This is a genomic window from Catellatospora methionotrophica (assembly GCF_011297335.1).
Taxonomy (GTDB): Bacteria; Actinomycetota; Actinomycetes; order Mycobacteriales; family Micromonosporaceae; genus Catellatospora; species Catellatospora methionotrophica.
Window position 1 is genome coordinate 34,501 of sequence record NZ_JAAOTJ010000001.1, and the last position, 17,099, is coordinate 51,599.

19 protein-coding genes are annotated in these 17,099 nt (G+C 72.7%); 8 read left to right on the forward strand and 11 right to left on the reverse strand.

Annotation, left to right across the window (positions count from 1 at the left end; translation table 11 throughout):
- Window positions 1–5: 5 nt before the first annotated feature.
- The gene (locus HAV40_RS00215) at window positions 6–1,946 is read right to left on the reverse strand and encodes a fumarate reductase/succinate dehydrogenase flavoprotein subunit (protein ID WP_203671250.1); all 1,941 of its coding nucleotides are present in this window, start codon (window positions 1,944–1,946) and stop codon (window positions 6–8) included.
- On the reverse strand, window positions 1,943–2,575 hold the full coding sequence (locus HAV40_RS00220; RefSeq protein WP_239086196.1) for a succinate dehydrogenase cytochrome b subunit: 633 nt from the start codon (window positions 2,573–2,575) through the stop codon (window positions 1,943–1,945). Before HAV40_RS00220 ends, HAV40_RS00215 begins: the two co-directional genes overlap by 4 nt.
- 342 nt (window positions 2,576–2,917) lie before the next feature.
- Here HAV40_RS00220 and HAV40_RS00225 point away from each other — a divergent pair, with 342 nt between their 5' ends.
- The 3 genes from HAV40_RS00225 (at window position 2,918) to HAV40_RS00235 (ending at window position 6,350) form a co-directional block, all read left to right on the forward strand.
- On the forward strand, window positions 2,918–4,003 hold the full coding sequence (locus HAV40_RS00225) for a MerR family transcriptional regulator (protein ID WP_166377767.1): 1,086 nt from the start codon (window positions 2,918–2,920) through the stop codon (window positions 4,001–4,003).
- Window positions 4,000–5,328 carry an MFS transporter gene (locus HAV40_RS00230; protein ID WP_166377769.1) on the forward strand — a complete coding sequence of 443 codons (1,329 nt, stop codon included), beginning with the start codon at window positions 4,000–4,002 and terminating at the stop codon, window positions 5,326–5,328. The genes HAV40_RS00225 and HAV40_RS00230 overlap by 4 nt, the downstream gene beginning before the upstream one ends.
- An 86-nt stretch (window positions 5,329–5,414) precedes the next feature.
- Window positions 5,415–6,350 (forward strand): LysR family transcriptional regulator, encoded by a 936-nt coding sequence (locus HAV40_RS00235; RefSeq protein WP_166379983.1) that lies wholly within the window; start codon window positions 5,415–5,417, stop codon window positions 6,348–6,350.
- Between the two features lie 77 nt (window positions 6,351–6,427).
- On the opposite strand, the gene HAV40_RS00240 is transcribed toward HAV40_RS00235, so the two are convergent.
- From HAV40_RS00240 to HAV40_RS00260, 5 genes are all read right to left on the reverse strand, one after another.
- Window positions 6,428–7,240 (reverse strand): GNAT family N-acetyltransferase, encoded by an 813-nt coding sequence (locus HAV40_RS00240; protein ID WP_166377771.1) that lies wholly within the window; start codon window positions 7,238–7,240, stop codon window positions 6,428–6,430.
- Between the two features lie 41 nt (window positions 7,241–7,281).
- The gene (locus tag HAV40_RS00245) at window positions 7,282–7,938 is read right to left on the reverse strand and encodes a nucleotidyl transferase AbiEii/AbiGii toxin family protein (protein WP_166377773.1); all 657 of its coding nucleotides are present in this window, start codon (window positions 7,936–7,938) and stop codon (window positions 7,282–7,284) included.
- Window positions 7,939–7,949: 11 nt separating this feature from the next.
- On the reverse strand, window positions 7,950–8,300 hold the full coding sequence (locus HAV40_RS00250; protein WP_166377775.1) for a hypothetical protein: 351 nt from the start codon (window positions 8,298–8,300) through the stop codon (window positions 7,950–7,952).
- Between the two features lie 92 nt (window positions 8,301–8,392).
- Window positions 8,393–9,307 carry a pentapeptide repeat-containing protein gene (locus tag HAV40_RS00255; protein WP_166377777.1) on the reverse strand — a complete coding sequence of 305 codons (915 nt, stop codon included), beginning with the start codon at window positions 9,305–9,307 and terminating at the stop codon, window positions 8,393–8,395.
- Between the two features lie 47 nt (window positions 9,308–9,354).
- Window positions 9,355–9,879 carry a DinB family protein gene (locus HAV40_RS00260; protein ID WP_166377779.1) on the reverse strand — a complete coding sequence of 175 codons (525 nt, stop codon included), beginning with the start codon at window positions 9,877–9,879 and terminating at the stop codon, window positions 9,355–9,357.
- A 68-nt stretch (window positions 9,880–9,947) separates the two neighbouring features.
- On the opposite strand from HAV40_RS00260, the gene HAV40_RS00265 reads away from it, so the two are divergent.
- Window positions 9,948–10,406 carry a GNAT family N-acetyltransferase gene (locus HAV40_RS00265; protein WP_166377781.1) on the forward strand — a complete coding sequence of 153 codons (459 nt, stop codon included), beginning with the start codon at window positions 9,948–9,950 and terminating at the stop codon, window positions 10,404–10,406.
- Here the strand turns inward: HAV40_RS00265 and HAV40_RS00270 are convergent.
- The gene (locus HAV40_RS00270; RefSeq protein ID WP_166377783.1) at window positions 10,366–10,950 is read right to left on the reverse strand and encodes a histidine phosphatase family protein; all 585 of its coding nucleotides are present in this window, start codon (window positions 10,948–10,950) and stop codon (window positions 10,366–10,368) included. The two genes, HAV40_RS00265 and HAV40_RS00270, sit on opposite strands and share 41 nt — an antisense overlap.
- Window positions 10,951–11,046: 96 nt before the next feature.
- On the opposite strand from HAV40_RS00270, the gene HAV40_RS00275 reads away from it, so the two are divergent.
- On the forward strand, window positions 11,047–11,235 hold the full coding sequence (locus tag HAV40_RS00275) for a DUF1918 domain-containing protein (RefSeq protein ID WP_166377785.1): 189 nt from the start codon (window positions 11,047–11,049) through the stop codon (window positions 11,233–11,235).
- A gap of 96 nt (window positions 11,236–11,331) precedes the next feature.
- Here the strand turns inward: HAV40_RS00275 and HAV40_RS00280 are convergent, their stop codons facing one another.
- From HAV40_RS00280 to HAV40_RS00290, 3 genes are read right to left on the reverse strand one after another with little or no spacing between them, the layout of a single operon-like run.
- A complete protein-coding gene (locus HAV40_RS00280; RefSeq protein WP_166377787.1) occupies window positions 11,332–12,090 on the reverse strand; it encodes a MerR family transcriptional regulator in 759 nt (252 codons plus the stop codon).
- A 49-nt stretch (window positions 12,091–12,139) separates the two neighbouring features.
- Entirely contained in the window at window positions 12,140–13,045 is a 906-nt protein-coding gene (locus HAV40_RS00285; protein WP_166377789.1) for a hypothetical protein, read from the reverse strand.
- Window positions 13,045–13,359, reverse strand: coding sequence for a PadR family transcriptional regulator (locus HAV40_RS00290; RefSeq protein ID WP_203671251.1), 315 nt, complete (start codon window positions 13,357–13,359; stop codon window positions 13,045–13,047). Before HAV40_RS00290 ends, HAV40_RS00285 begins: the two co-directional genes overlap by 1 nt.
- Before the next feature lie 110 nt (window positions 13,360–13,469).
- Between HAV40_RS00290 and HAV40_RS00295 the strand changes: the two genes are divergently transcribed.
- From HAV40_RS00295 to HAV40_RS00305, 3 genes are all read left to right on the forward strand, one after another.
- Window positions 13,470–14,627 (forward strand): MFS transporter, encoded by a 1,158-nt coding sequence (locus HAV40_RS00295; protein ID WP_166377793.1) that lies wholly within the window; start codon window positions 13,470–13,472, stop codon window positions 14,625–14,627.
- 252 nt (window positions 14,628–14,879) lie between these two features.
- A complete protein-coding gene (locus tag HAV40_RS00300; protein ID WP_166377795.1) occupies window positions 14,880–15,737 on the forward strand; it encodes a sulfotransferase family protein in 858 nt (285 codons plus the stop codon).
- Window positions 15,738–15,792: 55 nt separating this feature from the next.
- Window positions 15,793–16,995 carry a cytochrome P450 gene (locus HAV40_RS00305; protein ID WP_239086194.1) on the forward strand — a complete coding sequence of 401 codons (1,203 nt, stop codon included), beginning with the start codon at window positions 15,793–15,795 and terminating at the stop codon, window positions 16,993–16,995.
- Window positions 16,996–17,099 lie beyond the last annotated feature (104 nt).

Genomic DNA, 17,099 nt, shown 5'->3' on the forward strand with positions numbered 1-17,099 from the left:
CTCGGTCACTTGTAGCTCCGCTGGCTCGGGTGTACGTAGTCGAAGGTCAGCTCCTCCTTGTGGAGCACCGGCGTATCGCCGCCGAACTCCCAGGCCGCGACGTAGCTGAAGCGCTCGTCGTCGCGGTCGGCCTCGCCCTCTTCGGTCTGGCTCTCGGCGCGGAAGTGACCTCCGCAGGACTCCTCGCGGTGCAGCGCGTCGATGCACATCAGCTCGGCCAGCTCGAAGAAGTCGGCCACCCGGCCGGCCCGCTCCAGGGACTGGTTGAGGCCCTCGCCGTCGCCGGGCACCTTGGCGCGCTGCCAGAACTCGGCCTTCAGCTCGCGGATCTCGGTGATCGCCTTGCGCAGTCCGGCGTCGGTGCGCTCCATGCCGCAGTACTCCCACATGATGCGGCCCAGCTCGCGGTGGAAGGAGTCGACGGTCCGGTCGCCGTTGATCGACAACAGCTTGGCGATGCGGTCCTCGACCAGCTTGCGGGCCTCGGCGACCTCGACGTTCTCGCCGTCGAGCTTCGGGAACGGGCCAGCGGCCAGGTAGTCGCCGATGGTGTTCGGGAGCACGAAGTAGCCGTCGGCCAGGCCCTGCATCAGCGCGGACGCGCCCAGCCGGTTGGCGCCGTGGTCGGAGAAGTTCGCCTCGCCGATCACGAACAGGCCCGGGACGGTCGACTGCAGGTCGTAGTCCACCCACAGGCCGCCCATGGTGTAGTGCACGGCCGGGTAGATGCGCATCGGCGTGGAGTACGGGTCCTCGCCGGTGATGCGCTCGTACATCTCGAACAGGTTGCCGTACTTGGCCTCCACCGCGTCGCGGCCCAGGCGGCCGATCGCGGCGGCGAAGTCCAGGTAGACGCCCAGGCCGCCGGGGCCGACGCCGCGGCCCTCGTCGCACACGTTCTTCGCGGCGCGCGAGGCGATGTCGCGGGGCACCAGGTTGCCGAACGCCGGGTAGATGCGCTCCAGGTAGTAGTCGCGCTCGTCTTCGGGGATGTCGGCCGGGACGCGGTTGTCGCCCTTGGCCTTGGGCACCCATACGCGGCCGTCGTTGCGCAGCGACTCCGACATCAGGGTCAGCTTGCTCTGGTGGTCGCCGGAGACCGGGATACACGTCGGGTGGATCTGGGTGTAGCAGGGGTTGGCGAACAGCGCGCCCTTGCGGTGCGCCCGCCACGAGGCGGTGACGTTGCAGCCCTTGGCGTTGGTCGACAGGAAGAACACGTTGCCGTAGCCGCCCGAGGCGAGCACGACCGCGTCGGCGAACTCGGTGCTGATCTCGCCGGTGACCAGGTCACGGACCACGATGCCGCGAGCCCTGCCGTCGACGATGATCAGTTCCAGCATCTCGTGCCGGTCGTGCATCGTCACGGTCCCGGCCGCGATCTGGCGCTCCAGGGCCTGGTACGCCCCCAGCAGCAACTGCTGGCCGGTTTGGCCGCGGGCGTAGAAGGTGCGGGAGACCTGCGCGCCGCCGAAGGAGCGGGTGTCGAGCAGGCCGCCGTACTCGCGGGCGAACGGGACGCCCTGCGCCACGCACTGGTCGATGATCTGCACGGAGATCTGCGCCAGGCGGTGCACGTTCGACTCGCGGCTGCGGAAGTCGCCGCCCTTGACGGTGTCGTAGAACAGCCGGTGCACCGAGTCGCCGTCGTTGCGGTAGTTCTTGGCGGCGTTGATGCCGCCCTGCGCCGCGATGGAGTGCGCGCGGCGCGGGGAGTCCTGGTAGCAGTACGACTTGACCTGGTAGCCCAGCTCGCCCAGGGTCGCCGCGGCCGAGCCGCCGGCCAGACCGGTGCCGACGACGATCACGGTGAGCTTGCGCTTGTTGGCCGGGTTGACCAGCTTCGCGCCGAAGCGGCGGCGCTCCCAGCGGGTCTCGATCGGGCCGTCGGGCGCCTTGGTGTCGGCGACCGGGTCGCCGAGGGTGTAGTAGTCCGTCATGGTCATTTCACCAACCCTGTGAGTACGGCGAACGGAACGGCGAGGAAGCCCGCGCAGGTGACGAAGGCGACGGCGAACGCGGTGGCCTTGAGGACGCGCTCGCGGCGGGCGTTGCTGACCCCGAGGGTCTGCAGCCCGCTCCAGATGCCGTGGCGCAGGTGGAACCCGAGGGTGACCACGGCCAGGACGTAGAAGGCGGTGACGTACCAGCGGCCGGGGGCGAAGCCCTGCACGATGGCCGCGTTGGCCTGGGCGGGGTCGGCGACCGGGTTGAACGTCCGGGTGGTCAGGTCCAGGATGTGGTAGACCACGAAGAAGAAGACGATCACGCCGCCCCAGCGCATGGTGCGCGCGGCGTAGCTGCCCTGGACCGGCTTGCGGTGGGCGTACTTGACCGGGCGTGCCTTGCGGGCGCGGATCGTCAGCACCGCCGCCGACCAGATGTGCAGGCCCAGCGCGACCAGCAGGCCGACCCGCTGGATCCACAGGAAGCCCGAGTGCGGCAGCAGCGGAGCGCCGATCTCGCGCAGCCAGTGCGCGTAGTGGTCGAACGCCTCGGCGCCAAAGAAGATCTTGAGGTTGCCCACCATGTGCAGGATCAGGAACAGCACGAGAGCCGTGCCCGAGATCGCCATGATGACCTTGAGGCCGACCGATGAACGGAAAAGTCCAGGTCGGGAGAGGGTCTGATTCGCTACTGCCACGACTCGGAGGCTAGGACGAAGTGGATCAGGCGTCCAATGCATGGCGTACGCACTCTTCATAGCCGTGGGCTATGTGAAAACGCGCTGTAAGCCTGAATGCAGCCTGTGAACGCATCCCCGCCAGCGGCGGCGTGCCCCTGGCCACGCGGTGACCTGTGACCCATCACTCAGGGCGTGGTCAAACTCACTGCCCGAAACGGCCGCTCTCGGGCTGGACCTTGACCCAGGGTCAAGGCCCAGCATGATGGGCGGACCGAGACGGAGGGAGCGGATGTGGGGTTGCTGACCATCGGCGCGTTCGCCCGCGCCGCCGGGCTGTCCGCCAAGGCCCTGCGCCTGTATGACGACCTGGGGCTGCTGCCGCCCGCGGCCGTGGACGCCGAGACGGGATACCGCTTCTACGAGCCTGACCAGCTCGAACGCGCCCGCCTCATCGCCGCGCTGCGCCGCCTCGACATGCCGCTGGCCCGCATCCGCCGCATCTGCGGCCTGCCGCCCGACGCCGCCGCCGCCGAGATCGGCCGCTTCTGGGCCGAGGTCGCCGCCGACACGGCCGCGCGCGAGCAGCTGGCGGCACTGCTGGTCGGTCAGCTGTCCGCCGCACCGGACTCCTCGTCCCCCGGGCGCGACCTGCGCGCGGCGGCGCGCTCGGAGGCTGGGCTGGTCCGCGACTCCCAGGAGGACGTCGCCTACGCGGGCACGCGGCTGCTCGCGGTCGCCGACGGCATGCGCGGCCAGGCCGGAGCCAGGGCGGCCAGCGCTGCCGTGGCCGCCCTGCGGCACCTGGAGGCGGCGACCAGCGCACCGGACCGGGTTGCGGATGTGCCGATCGCAGGGCTCGTGGCCGCTTTCGCCGACGCTGACGCGGCAGTACGGACCGTGGCTGAGCGCGCCGCCGCCGACCGTGGTGCGGGCACGGCCGCGACGACGCTGACCGCGCTGCTGTGGACCGGTGGCCACGCCGCCGTCGCCCACGTCGGCGACTCGCGCGTCTACCTGCTGCGTGACGGAGGTCTGCGGCGGCTCACCGGTGATCACAGCTGGGTGCGTGGGCAGCTCGACCTGGGGCGGCTGAGCCCCGAGGAGGTCGCCGGGCACCCGCGGCGGGCGCTGCTGACGGCCGCTGTCGACGGCGGCGGCGTACCGCCCGACCTGGCCGTGCATCCAGCTGTCCCCGGAGACCGGTTCCTGCTGTGCACCGACGGGCTGTGGAGCATGGTCCCGGAGTCCGTGCTGCGTACCGTGCTGGGCGAGCGGGACGAACCCGGCCGGGCCGCCGACGCGCTGGTCGCGGCGGCGTACGAGGCAGGGGCGCCGGACAACGTGGCCTGCGTCGTCGCCGACGTCACCGCGTCATGAGGCTCGGAGCGTACGCCGTCGACCGGCGGCCGCTGGCGATCCCCGCGTTCCGGCGGCTGTGGACCGCGTCGGCGGTGTGTGCCGTCGGCGGCTCGTTCACGGCCGTCGCGGTCCCGACGCAGCTCTACACGCTCACGGGGTCGTCGGCGACGGTCGGCGTGGCGGCCGCGGTGTCGCTGTGCGCGCTGGTGGTCGCCGCGCCGTGGGCCGGAGCGCTGGCCGACCGGGTGGACCGCCGCCGCCTGCTGCTGGCCGCGCAGGGCATGCTCGCAGTGACGTACCTCGGGCTGTGGGTTCAGGCGCTGCTCGGCGGATCCGTGGTCGCGGTGCTGGTGCTGACCGCGTGCCAAGGGCTGAGCTACGGCACGGTGCTGGTGACGACCGGGGCGGTGGTGCCACGGCTGGTGCCCGCCGAGCTGCTGGCCGCGGCGACCAGCCTCAGCTCGCTGGTCCGTTACGGCGGCGCGATCGCCGGGCCGCTGCTGGCCGGGGCACTGATCCCGCTGCTGGGCCTGGACACGCTGTACCTGCTGGACACCGTCGCGCTGGCCGCGATGCTGTGGGCGGTGCACCGGCTCCCGCCCCTGGCACCTGCCCCGCAAGCCGCGGCTGCCGTCACGTCGGCCGCCAGGCAGGTGCTCGACGGGTTCCGGTACCTGGTGGGCAGGCGGCTGCTGGTCGCGGTGCTCGCCGTCGACCTGGCCGCCATGGTGTTCGGGCTGCCGTTCTCGCTGTTCCCGGAACTGGCCCAGCAGAACTACGGCGGAGCCGCTGGCGGCGGGGCGCAGCTCGGGCTGCTGTATGCCGCGTACCCGGCGGGGGTGTTCGCGGCCGGGCTCGCCTCCGGGGTGTTCACGCGGGCCCGGCGGCACGGGGCGCTGATGGCCTCGGCCGCGGCGGCGTGGGGTCTGGCGGTGGTGCTGCTGGCGCTCGCCCCGCGGTTGTGGCTGGCAGTGGTCGCGCTGGCGGCGGGTGGCGCGGTGAACTTCGTGCTCAGCACGTGCCGCAACGCGATCTCGCAGGCGTACACCGACGACGCGCTGCGGGGCCGGATCTCCGGTTCGCTGACCGTCGTCGTGATGGGCGGACCGCAGCTCGCCCATGTACTGCACGGCGCGGGGTCAGCGCTGGCCGGGCCCCGAGTCGCCATCGCGGCGGGTGGGCTGCTGACCGCCGCCGCGGTGGCCGCGATCGTCCGCGCGGTCCCGGAGCTGTGGACCTATACCGTCGGGCAGCAGGCCGACGGGCCTGAAGAGTCCGGCGGTCGTGTCCCGGCCGCGAGAGCGACGCGGGCCGACCTGGAGCCTGCTGCACGGGACGCCTGACCGGCGGCGGTGCCGAGCTGGCCGACTTGACGGTGCCGGGGCCGAGCCTGACGACATCAGCCTGGCAAAGACCATGGCTATACGCTATCGAAGTGCAGTTGCAGCAGCTCAAATACTTCGTGGCGGTCGCCGAGACGCGGCACTTCACCCAGGCGGCCGAGCAGGCCGGGGTGACCCAGCCGTCGCTGAGCAAGCAGATCCACGTGCTGGAGACCGAACTCGGCGCGCCGCTGTTCACCCGCTCGCGCGGCAACATCATGATCACCCCGGCCGGGGAGGCGCTGCTGCCCCGCGCCCGGCGCATCATCGCCGACGTGGAGACGGCCCGGCTCGAGGTCCAGGAGCTGATCGGGGTACGCCGCGGGCGGCTGCGCCTGGGGGCCACGCCGAGCCTGTGCACCAGCCTGGTCGCCCCGGTGCTGCGCCGCTACCAGGAGGGCTATCCGGGGGTTCGGCTGATGTTGGAGGAGGGCGGCTCGCAGGACCTCGTCGGCAAGCTGGCCCGTGGCGGGCTGGACCTGGCCCTGATCGTGCTGCCCGAGCAGGGCACCGACCCGGCGCTGCGGGCCGAGCCGATCCTGCGCGAGAGCCTGGTCGTCGCGTCGGCGACGACACTGCCCGCGCCGACCGAGGCGGGCACCCTGAACCTGTCCGAGCTGGACGGTCAGCCGCTGGTCATGTTCCGCCCCGGCTACGACCTGCGCGACGCGACCCTGGAGGCGTGCCGCCGAGCGGGGTTCACCCCGACGTTCGCGATCGAGGGCGGCGAGATGGACGCCGTGCTCGGCTTCGTCGAGGCCGGGATGGGTGTGGCGCTGGTGCCGTCGCTGGTCCTGTCGGGGCGCACCCGGCTGCGCTCCACGCCCCTGGCCCCGCCGGGCGTGCAGCGCACCATCGCCCTGGCGCACCGCCGCGACGTCACCCCGACCCACGCCGCCCGCGCGCTGCGCGAGGTGCTGCTCGCGTACGTGCACGAAGAATCGGCCTGGTCGCGCCTGCCGGCAGGCGTCGAACCCATCTGAGACAAGGAAGGGCACCTTCTACAACGCTGAGCGTTGTGAAGGTGCCCTTCCTTTCCTCGCGGAGCGGGGGTGGGGGTTCAGGCGGGCGGGTCGGCGATGCAGGCGGTGGCTACGCGGACGAAACCCTGGCGTTCGTACACGCGGGCGACGTCCTCGGATGCGGCGGACAGGAACACGGTGCGCGCGCCCTGGGCGAGGGCGTGGCGGGCGAGCAGGGCGGTGACGGCTCCGCCGAGGCCTCGGCGGCGGGCCGAGGGCAGGGTGGCGACGCCGACGATCTCGGCGACGTCCCCAGCGCGCTGGTACATGCCGCTGGCGACCGCGCCCTGGCCGGGCAGCTCGGCGAACGCGTTGGCGCGTACGCCGTCGCGGATGTCGGCCAGCTGGCGGGTGAGGGTGTCGCCGTCGGGATCGGACATGGCAGTGTCCCGTTCGGTGACACCGGAGTCGCCGACCCCGGTGCCGGGTGAGCTGAACCCGACGTGGGCGACGGCCGCGACCGCGGCCAGCTGCGCGGCGGCGTCGGGGTCGTCGGCGTCGACGATGCGGGCCAGGTCAGTGGCTGCGGTCAGCCGGGCCGGGTCGAGCACGAGCAGTGGTGCGCGCAGCACCGTCAGGCCGGAGGCCTCGGCCAGCGGGAGCAGTCCGGGGGTGGTCTCGTCGACCCATTCGAACGACTCGGGCACGTCGAGTTCGCGCTGGCGGGCACGTACGGCGGCGAGGTCGGCGGCGGTCGGGGCGGGTCCGCCGAGCACGGGCCGGGCGTAGAACGGGTAGGGCGTGTTCTGCTTCAGGAACAGCTCCAGCCCGCCATGGCGTTCGACCTTGGCCCGGTCGCGGGGCACGGCGTCGTAGAAGTGTTCGAGGCGGTTCAGCAGATCGTCGGTCACCGGCTGAGGTTAGTCGGCGCGCAGTGCCGCGTCGTGCGGGTTCAGCCCGATGAGCGCGGCCAGTCGGCGAACGCGGTGCGCACGGTGGCGCAGGCCCGGGGGGTCAGGCCGTACAGCTGCTGCCAGACGACGTCGGCGAGGCGGTCGAGGCGGTCCATCGCGGCGGCGAAGTCCTCGTCGGACAGGGCCGGGTCCGCGCGCAGGCCGAACTCGACGAGCTGGTCGCGGCGGTAGTCGCGCAGCGCGCCCGCGACGTCGATGTAGTCGCGGGGCTCGGCGCGGGTCGCCAGGGCGGCGACCTTGCCGCCGAGCACGTCCTCGATGTGCAGCACCGGGCCGATGTCCATGACGACCGTGCCGCGGTTGCGGTCGAACCGGGCCAGGGTCAGCCGCATCACGGCGTCGTCGCGGGTGATCTGGAATTCGACCAGCTCGTCGTCGAGGCCACCGAAGACCTCGCCGAGGTCGTCGCCGTACACGTCGACGTCCAGGCCGGCCGCGCGCAGCGCCTGCGCGACCAGCGCACCCGCGGCGCGTACGCCGCCGTCGACGTCGGTGAACAGGTCCACGTCCTCGGTGGCGCGGTGCACGATGCCGTACAGGTTGAGGGCATGCCCGCCGCCGAGGGCGAACCCGTGCGCCTGCGCGACACCCAGCGCGATCCGGGCGACGTCGACCTGCAGTTCCTCGACTGTCATGGAAACGCCGGTCACCGTACGGCGACGGGTACGCGCAGCGCCGGGTGGCGCTCCTCCCAGGCCCGGCGCACGGCGCGGGGCAGGAACAGCTGGGGCCAGAGCCGGACCAGGGTCGGCCCGTCGAGCCAGGCGCGCTGCTCCTCGACGGAGGCGGCCTCGCGCAGCACGGTCTCGTACATCCACTGCAGCAGGTGCGGGTTGTCGAGGTCGATGTGGCGGTCGGCCTGCCAGAACAGCCGGTGCGGCAGCACCGCGACGCCGGACGTCGGGCCGGTCAGCGCGGCCAGGTCCGGGGCGACCAGGGCACGGCGACCGGGCCGCGCACTCGGGGGCGCGGCACTGCGGCGATCGCGGCGGTCCACACACTGAGGGTAGCGGCTGCCGGACCTGCTGGAACAGCCGCGCGTGGCAGCCGGACCCGCCACGCCGCTGACCTGGGCGTCTGTGTACACACCTACGCCGCCGGGTGGGATTTCCCGCGGCCGCGGCGCGGTCGCCCGGGGCGGGGGCGGCTGGTCGCGTCGCCGGTGGCGGTGTGCGTGGCGGGCCAGTGCGCGGGCCGGGTCAGCACCGAGGGCAGCAGCGTGCCCTGGTCGCCGCGCGCCGCGTCGAGCTGTGACTGGATCAGGTACAGGCAGCCGGTGAGGTCAGCGCCCCGGATGTCGGCTCCGCGCAGGTCGGCGCCCAGCAGGTCCGCTCCGCGCAGGTCGGCGCCGCGCAGGTCGGCCCCGATGAGGTACGTGCCGCGCAGGCTGGCCCGGCGCAGGTCGGCGGCGCGTAGGTCGACGCCGAGCAGGTCGGCCCCGGACCGGTCGGGGCCGGGGCGTCCGCCGCGGCCCCGGGCGGCGGCGCTGGCTTGGCGCAGCAGGTCGGCGGCTTCGCGGCGCAGTGCGGCGACGTCGAGTGCGGCCAGTTCGGCCGGGGTGCCGCCGGTGAGCTGCTCGGTGCCGGCCAGCACCCGGGCCAGGTCGGCGTCCAGGGTGCCGCCGGGGCGCAGTGACACGGCCTCGTGCAGGTAGTACAGCAGTTCGTGCAGGTGCCGCATGACCGCGAACGAGGCGAACATGTCCGGGGCGCTGTCGGGCGCGGCGCGCCAGTCGCGGCCGCCGAAGGTCACCTGGGCGACCTGCTGGCCCGCGCCGAAGCAGTCGAACACGGTGCACCCGGCGAAGCCGCGTTCACGCAGCCCGGTGTGGATGCCGCAGGCGAAGTCGGCGCGCAGGTTCGGGCACGCCGTCCCGGCTGGTTTGTCGATCGCGAAGTCCGACGAGCGGGCGAACGCGGGGGCCACGCAGCACAGCGCGAAGCAGCGCGAGCAGTCGGCGTGCAGGCGCTCGCGCCACGGCTGCGCGGATGCCGGACCGGACACGGTATGCGCTCCTGAGCTGGGCTGCGGTATCGGTTACGAGCCTAGTCTCATTCGCCGGTGGCACCGTCGAGGGCTTCGCGGATGAGGTCGGCGTGGCCGTTGTGGCGGGCGTACTCCTCGATCATGTGCAGGTAGACCCACCGCAGGGTCATGGTCTGCTGGATGCGCTCGTGCACGAACGTGTCGTCCAGCGACGCGGCGGCGACGGCGGCGCGGCAGGCCTGCTGCTCGGCGAGCAGCGTGGCGAGGTCGGCTTCGGCTGCGGCCGGATCGGCGAGGTCGAAGGCGGCTCCGGGGCGGCCGTCGGGGTGGGCGTACAGCGACGCGACGGCCTCGCCGCGCACGCGGCGGCGGAACCAGGTGCGCTCGACGTCGGCCATGTGGCGGACCAGGCCGAGCAGGGTCAGCGCCGACGGCGGTGAGCCGGCTTCGGCGAGCTGCTGCCCGGTGAGCCCGGCGCACTTGTGCAGCAGCGTGGCGCGGTGGCGGTCGAGGTAGCCCTCCAGCAGGGCGCGCTCGTCGGCGGCGTACGGCTCGTCGGTGCGGGTGATCTGCGGGGCGGTCCACGTCATGGGAGGCATGATGCCTGTTTCCTCCCGGGTGAGCACGCCGGGGGTGCCGCCGGTACGCTGCTGGACTTGTGATCGAGACCGAGCGGCTGGTGCTGCACCCCTTCACCCCGATCGTCGCCGCGCGGATCGCCGACGGCGCGCCCCGGGACCCGCGCTGGGCCGAGGACTACCCGTTCGACGGCGACCAGAGCGCGGCCCGGATGTTCCTACAGGCCGGTGCGCCCGCGGGGCCGTGGGTGCCGTACAACATCGAGGTCAGGGCGTCCGGGCTGGTGGTGGGCGGGGTCGGGTTCCACGGTGCGCCCGACGAGCAGGGCACGGTGGAGATCGGGTACGGCCTGGCCGAGTCCGCGCGCGGCAACGGCTACGCGTCGGAGGGCGCGGCGGCGCTGGTCGACCTGGCGCTGCGCCTCGGGGCGCGGCGGGTCGTGGCGACGCTGGAGTACGACAACGAGCCGAGTGCGAACGTGCTGCGCCGGGCGGGGTTCACCGAGCAGAGCCCGCTGCACTGGGCCCGGTCGGCCTGACCCAGCCCCCGGGCAGGCTGTACGACCAGCCGGGCTGCCACGTGAACGGGGCGGTCACCTGCTCGGCGAGGTCCGCGCCGGCGAGCAGCACCGCCAGGGCGTACCGGGGCGCGGCGTGCGAGATGAGCAGCACCCGTCGCCCGTCGTGTCCGGCGGCCAGCTCCTCCAGCAGGTCGGCCACGCGTGCCAGCACCTGCCGGTAGGACTCCCCGTCCGGGAACGGCACGTCGACGCGGTGCGCGCGTTCGGCGTCCAGGCGCGTCACCGGCATACCGTTGAGGTTTCCGTAGTTGATCTCACGCAGTCTCGGGTCGGCCCGCAGCCGGACGCCGGTGCCGCCGAACGCGATCTCGGCGGTCTGCACCGCCCGGTGCAGGTCGGAACTGACGACCAGGTCGATGCGCTCGTCCCGGCGGCGCTCGCCCAGCTCGGCGGCTTTGCGCAGGCCGGTCGGGGACAGCTCGCCGGGCAGCCAGCCGGTCGCGTGGCCGGACTCGTTGTCCAGCGTCGGCGAGTGCGTCTCGTACACCAGGGACAGGGTCATGATCGGCAGTGTGGCATGGAGGGCCGGGTGCCACGGTTGGCCGAAACGTGCACCTCGCCCCGATTCCTCCGGACAATGGACGGGGAGGTGGACACCATGAAGGCAAAGGTAGGCGACACCATCGTCGTCGAGGGCACGCACGTCGGCGACCACCGCAGGATCGGGCTGATCACCGCCGTGCCGCACGAGGACGGCAGCCCGCCGTACACCGTCCGCTGGGAGGACGACCAGCACGAGGGAATCCTCTACCCCGGCCCGGACACCCACATCAAGACCGCCGGCTGACCCGCCAAGATCGCGACGATCTTGCGTGAACTGGTCAGGGTTCGCCCATGAGGGCGTGTCGTACCCACAGTTCGCGCAAGATCGTCGCGGCCGGGGCTAGGCGCGGGCCACGGCGTTGGCGTGGATCGCGTCGTGGAGGTACTGCGTCAAGCCGGGTTTGATCGCTTCGTAGGTGGCGGTGAAGCGGTCGTCGGCGAGGTACATGTCGGCCAGGCCGGTGTGGATCTCGTAGCCGCACTCGTAGAACCAGGTGCTGATCAGCTGGCGGTGCTCCTCGGCCAGCGCCATCGCGGCGGGGCTCTCGGCGGGGGCGCCGGAGTCCATCAGCGCGGTGAACCGGCGGCCCCAGTCCTCGTTCTCCTGCTGGTGGCGCAGCCAGTCGTCCTTGGTGTAGGCGGCGGTGCGGCGGCTGGACTCCCGGTAGGCGTCCGTGCCGCCCCAGCGCCGCTCCGCCTCATCGGCATGATCGTCGGGGTTGAAGTCTCCGAAGACCTCGAAGCGCTCCTCGGGCGTGAGGTTGATGCCCACTTTCCTTGCCTCCATCGCGAACTCGATCGCGGTGACCATCTCCTGCAGGCGCTTGATGCGCACGGTCAGCAGCTCGTGCTGGCGGCGCATGTGCGCCGTCGCGTCGGACTGCGGATCGTCGAGGATGGCCGCGATCTCTTCCAGCGAGAACCCCAGCTCCCGGTAGTAGCGGATCTGCTGCAGCCGCTCCAGGTCGGCCTCGTCGTACCGGCGGTAGCCGGTGGCCGAGCGCTCGCTGGGCGACAGCAGGCCGATCTCGTCGTAGTGGTGCAGCGTCCGCACGGTCACTGCGGCGAGTTCGGCGACCTTGCCCACGGTGTATGCCACGGTTCTCTCCCTTCCGAGAACCAGGTTCGTTCCTGCCGTTACGTGAGAGTCAAGCCGATGGAGCCGAGGCCCGCGACCGATCCGGGACGACGGCGCTCACCAGCGCCAGGGTGTACACCGTGCAGACCGTCAGGATGCCGGGCAGGATCTTGGCGGTGTCGGCGAGCATCCACCGGTCGCCGTCGACCAGGCCGAGGTCGACGCCGGTGAGCGCGCTCGGGAACCACAGCGGGGCATAGCCGAGCGGGGCGCGCGCCGGGCCCACGGCGAGCAGCACGAACACGGCGATGGCCAGGTCGAGTACCGCGAACCCACCGGCCAGGGCGAGCACCCGCGCGGCGCGCCGCCTGCCCTGCCGCTGCCGTCTGCGCACCGCGCGGGCGAGCACCGCGGTGCCGGCCGCCCAGCACAGCACCGCCGCGCCGGATCCGGCCGGGTGCCCGCCGTAGAGGTCGCCTGGCCACGGGTCGGGCAGTGCCGCCAGCGCCGCGATGGTCACCCCGATGGCCAGGGGGACCGCGAGCCAGGAGAAGGCGACCCGTCCAGACCGCCCGGTGGCCCGGCCCAGGCGGTGGGCCAGCCAGCTCACCGGCAGGACCTGCAGGCTGAGCAGTGTCGGCATCACCTGGTGATGATCGATCGCCGGGGCGACCAGTTCCATGACGGGACCGCCCAGCATCGACAGCGGGAGCAGGCAGAGGATCCAGGCGACGCTCAGCCCGACCGGGGTCAGCATCAGCCAGAGCAGGGTGAGCACGGCCGCGCGGGCGCGGGCCGGGGTCATCGCCGCCCGGCGCTGGCTGAGCCGGTCGCGCAGCGCGCACCAGGCCGTGTCGGCCAGGTCCCGGCCGGGGTGGGGGCTGTCGTGCAGCATGGCGGCGATCTCGTCGCCGTAGCGTTCGCGGATCGCGGCCGGGTACACCGCGAGCACCGCGCGGATCAGCGGGGCGCGCATCAGGCGGCTGCCAGGCGGCGCAGGCCGGTGGCGGCCAGCGAGCGTATGCGCTGCAGTTCGGCGTTGAGCGCGGCCCGCCCGGCGTCGGTGAGCCGGTAGGGCTTGCGGCGGTCCTGTTCGGGCAGCGCCTCGATGTAGCCGTGCTCCTCCAGGCGGCGGATCGCGCCGTAGAGGGTGCCGGGGCCGGGACGGCCGCCGGTGAGCTCGGCGATGTCGTCCTGCATGGCGTAGCCGTGTTTGGGCCCGGGGGCGAGGCTGATCAGGATGTGCAGCGCGGGTTCGGAGAACCTGCCGAGGTCGGCTAGTCCGGCCATCATCACTCCTCTACTACGTCGGGCGTAGCATCGCACGGCGTAGTAAAACCGGTCAACGGGCGACGAGGATCACGTATCGCGGCCCGCTGCCCTGCCCTTACCGTCGGCTGATGGGGCAGCCGAACCGCTGGGTGATGCTGGGACTCGGCATGCTCGCCCAGGGCGCGTGCTACCTGCCGACCGGCGCGCTGATCCTGCTCGTGCCAGCGTTGCGTGCCCAGGGGTTCGGGCTCGGCGACGTCGGCCTGCTGCTGGGTGCGCCGAGCGCGGGCATGGTGCTCGCGCTGATCGCCTGGGGCTGGTGCGCCGACCGGTACGGCGAGCGGCTGACCATGACGATCGGGCTGGTCTGCGCGACCGCGACGCTGGCCGCCGCCGCGTACGCCACCGGCCTGGCCGCGCTGGGGCTGACGCTGACGCTGGCCGGTGCCGCGTGCGCGTCGGGCAACGCGGCCAGCGGGCGGGTGGTGCTCGGCTGGTTCCCGCCCGAGCGGCGCGGGTTCGCGATGGGGGTGCGCCAGACCGCGCTGCCGGTGTCCGGCGCGCTGGCCGGGCTCGGCACGCCGCTGGTCGCCCAGGACCACGGGGTACGCGGGGTGCTGCTGGCCTGCGCGGCGGTCTGCCTGGTGGCGGCGGCCGCGGTCGGGGTGTTCGCCGTGGACCCGCCCCGGCCGACGCGGGCGGTCGCCGCCGCGGCAGCCTCGCCGTACCGGACCTCGGACCTGTGGCGCATCCACGGAGCGAGCCTGCTGCTGGTGGTGCCTCAGTACACGACGAGCGTCTTCGCGGTCGCGTACCTGGTCGGCGAGCGGGGCTGGTCGGAGTTCGCGGCCGGGCGGGCGGCCGCCGTGGCGTACCTGCTGGGTGGTGTGGGAAGGCTGGTGTGCGGACGCTGGTCGGACGCGGTGGCCAGCAGGCTGCGGCCGATGCGGCAACTGGCGGTGGTCAACGCCGCCGTGGTGCTGCTGGTCGCCACGGCGACGCAGGCCGACTCGGGGCTGACCGCGCCGCTGCTGGTGCTGGCGGTCGCGGTGTCGATGAGCGGCAACGGCCTGGCCTACACCGCGGTCGCCGAGCACGCCGGGCCGGTCTGGGCGGGTCGCGCCCTGGGCACCCAGAACACGGTCCAGAACATCGGTGCCGCCCTGACGCCCGCCGCGCTGGGGCTGCTCATCGCCCCGGCCGGATACGGGGCCGCGTTCGCCCTGGCGGGGATGCTGGCCCTGCTCGCCGCACCGGTGACCCCGGCCGAGCCGGTGTCGGCCTAGGCTGCGGGCGTGGTCTATGACGCGGCAGCGCGTCGACACGGCGCAGGACTTCGCCTGCCGGCGCACCCCGGTGGAGCTGATCGGCTGGTGCGGGCAGCAGGCCGCGCAGGTCGTGGCCAGGGCCGCCGGGACGCCGGGATCGCGGCTGGTCGCCACCCGTCACGGCGGTGCTGGAACCGCCGCCTTGACAGAACGGACGATTCTAGATAGACACACGTGACTGTCACCTAGGGTCAACGTGTGGAGCACTCAGTGTTGCGTGCATTCTTCGGGCGCCACAAGACCGCCTCGACATGGGCGCGCAGCATCCTGCACGACGCCGCCCACGCGCTGGGCCTGAAGGTCCTCACCGTGCACGCGACCGAGCAGTGGAGCGGGCACGCCAGCGTCGGCGACTTCGTACGGGCGGAGCAGCCGGACCTGCTGGTGATGACCAACGTGACCCAGGCCCAGTTCGAGACCCTGCCGCCGCTGCGCGGGCTCAACGTCATCCGCGACCCTCGCGACATCATCGTGTCGGGCTACTTCAGCCACCGCAACAGCCACCCCGAGCAGTTGATGGGCATCGTGTGGCACGAGCTCGTCGCACACCGCCGCCTGCTGTCCGGGCTCGACGTCGAGGCCGGGCTGCTCGCCGAGATCGAGTTCAGCGGCGTGTTCCTGGACCCGATGCGCGAATGGAACTACGCCAACCCGGGCGTGCTGGAGTTGCGCATGGAGGAGATGGTCGCCGACCCCTACGCCGCCTGGACGCGCGCGCTGTCCCACCTCGACCTGGCCGCGCCGGGCACGTTCGAGCGGCTACGGCGTGCCGCGTGCACGTGGAACCTGGCCGACCGGCGCGAGGCGCCGCGCTCGCTGGCCCGGGCGCGGCGCATCCTGCCGCCGGTTCCGTTGCGCCGCCTGCCCATGGCGTACGCCTCGGGGGCCCTGGCCCGCTTCTCCTTCGAGCGGCTCTCGCGCGGGCGGCGGCCGGGTGAGGAGGACGTGCACAGTCACTACCGGCGCGGGGTGGCCGGGGACTGGCGCAACCATCTGAGCGAGGCGCACCTCGCGGCGATCACGGCACGATACGGCGACATAGTGCAGCAGTTCGGCTACTCAACGTGAGTCGCACATCCGACATTGTCAACTTAGATCCATGTTCATCAATATTATGGGTCGGGTGTCCGCTGCCGCCACGCTCCAGGCCCTGCACACCGAAGAGGGCCGCCGCAACCCGTACCCGCACTACGCCGCACTGCACGCCACCGGCCCGGTCGCGCCACTGACCGGTCACTACGCGGCGGTCGTTCACGGCTACGACGCGGTCAGCCGCGTGCTGCGCGACCCGGCCTTCCGGGTCCTGGACGCCGAGAAGCTCGGCTCACAGCTGCCGGGCTGGGACGAACACCCGTCGCTGACCGTCCTGATGAACTCGATGATGTTCATCAACGGCGAGCAGCACGCACGCCTGCGCCGCCTGATCACGCGCGAGTTCACCGCCCGCCGGGTCGCCAGCCTCACCTACACCGTGACCCAGCAGGTCGAGCACCTGCTCGACCGCCTCGCCGAGCACGGCGGCGAGGTCGACTTCATCAAGGAGTTCGCCTACCCGCTGCCCTCCAACGTCATCGGCGAGCTGCTCGGCGTGCCCGTCGAGGACCGCCCGTGGTTCCAGCCCCACGTCTCGGCGATCGGCGCGGTGCTCGACGCGGGCGGCGAGAACAAGTTCGCGGTGGCGGACAAGGCGGCGACCGAACTCAGCGCGTACTTCACCGAACTGGTTCGCCAGCGGCGGAAGGAACCCCGCGACGACCTGGTGACCGTGCTGTCCGCGGCCGGTGAGGACGACGCCCCGCTGACCCACGAGGAACTGCTGTCGGCGCTGGTGCTGGTGTTCAACGCCGGGTTCGAGACCACTACCCACCTGCTCGGCAACGGGCTGGAGGTGCTGCTGCGCCATCCCGACGCGGCACAGCGGCTCCGGGAGCAGCCCGAACTCGCCGCGTCCTACGTGGAGGAGTTCCTGCGCCTGGAGTCACCGGCCCAGCTGACCACCCGGTGGACCGCCGTCGACACCGAGATCGACGGCGTCGGCGTCGCGGCCGGATCCTCGGTGCTGGTGCTGCTCGGCGCGGCCAACCGCGATCCGGCCAGGTTCACCGACCCCGACTCGTTCCGGCCCGAGCGGCTCGACAACGCCCACCTGACGTTCAGCGCGGGCGCGCACTTCTGCCCCGGCGCACTGCTCACCATCACCGAGGCGCAGATCGCGTTCCCCCGCCTGCTCGCCCGCTTCCCCGGGCTGGCCCTGGCCGGCGAACCCGCATACCGCGCCCAGCTGACGCTGCGCGGCCACACGCGCCTGCCGGTCACGGTCGCCTGACGGACCCGCACCTGACCCGGCTGTCCCGGCACGCGGCCAGAATGTGCAGCACCGCGTCGCCCGGATGGCGCATGGCCCGCATCGCCGCCAGCCGGACGGCGTAG

Coding starts and splice junctions, on each gene's coding strand:
- HAV40_RS00215 (WP_203671250.1), bottom strand. CDS start 1,946: ATGACCATGACGGACTACTACACCCTCGGCGACCCGGTCGCCGACACC.
- HAV40_RS00220 (WP_239086196.1), bottom strand. CDS start 2,575: ATGGCGATCTCGGGCACGGCTCTCGTGCTGTTCCTGATCCTGCACATG.
- HAV40_RS00230 (WP_166377769.1), top strand. CDS start 4,000: ATGAGGCTCGGAGCGTACGCCGTCGACCGGCGGCCGCTGGCGATCCCC.
- HAV40_RS00245 (WP_166377773.1), bottom strand. CDS start 7,938: ATGACAGTCGAGGAACTGCAGGTCGACGTCGCCCGGATCGCGCTGGGT.
- HAV40_RS00260 (WP_166377779.1), bottom strand. CDS start 9,879: ATGACGTGGACCGCCCCGCAGATCACCCGCACCGACGAGCCGTACGCC.
- HAV40_RS00270 (WP_166377783.1), bottom strand. CDS start 10,950: ATGACCCTGTCCCTGGTGTACGAGACGCACTCGCCGACGCTGGACAAC.
- HAV40_RS00275 (WP_166377785.1), top strand. CDS start 11,047: ATGAAGGCAAAGGTAGGCGACACCATCGTCGTCGAGGGCACGCACGTC.
- HAV40_RS00285 (WP_166377789.1), bottom strand. CDS start 13,045: ATGCGCGCCCCGCTGATCCGCGCGGTGCTCGCGGTGTACCCGGCCGCG.
- HAV40_RS00290 (WP_203671251.1), bottom strand. CDS start 13,359: ATGGCCGGACTAGCCGACCTCGGCAGGTTCTCCGAACCCGCGCTGCAC.
- HAV40_RS00295 (WP_166377793.1), top strand. CDS start 13,470: ATGGGGCAGCCGAACCGCTGGGTGATGCTGGGACTCGGCATGCTCGCC.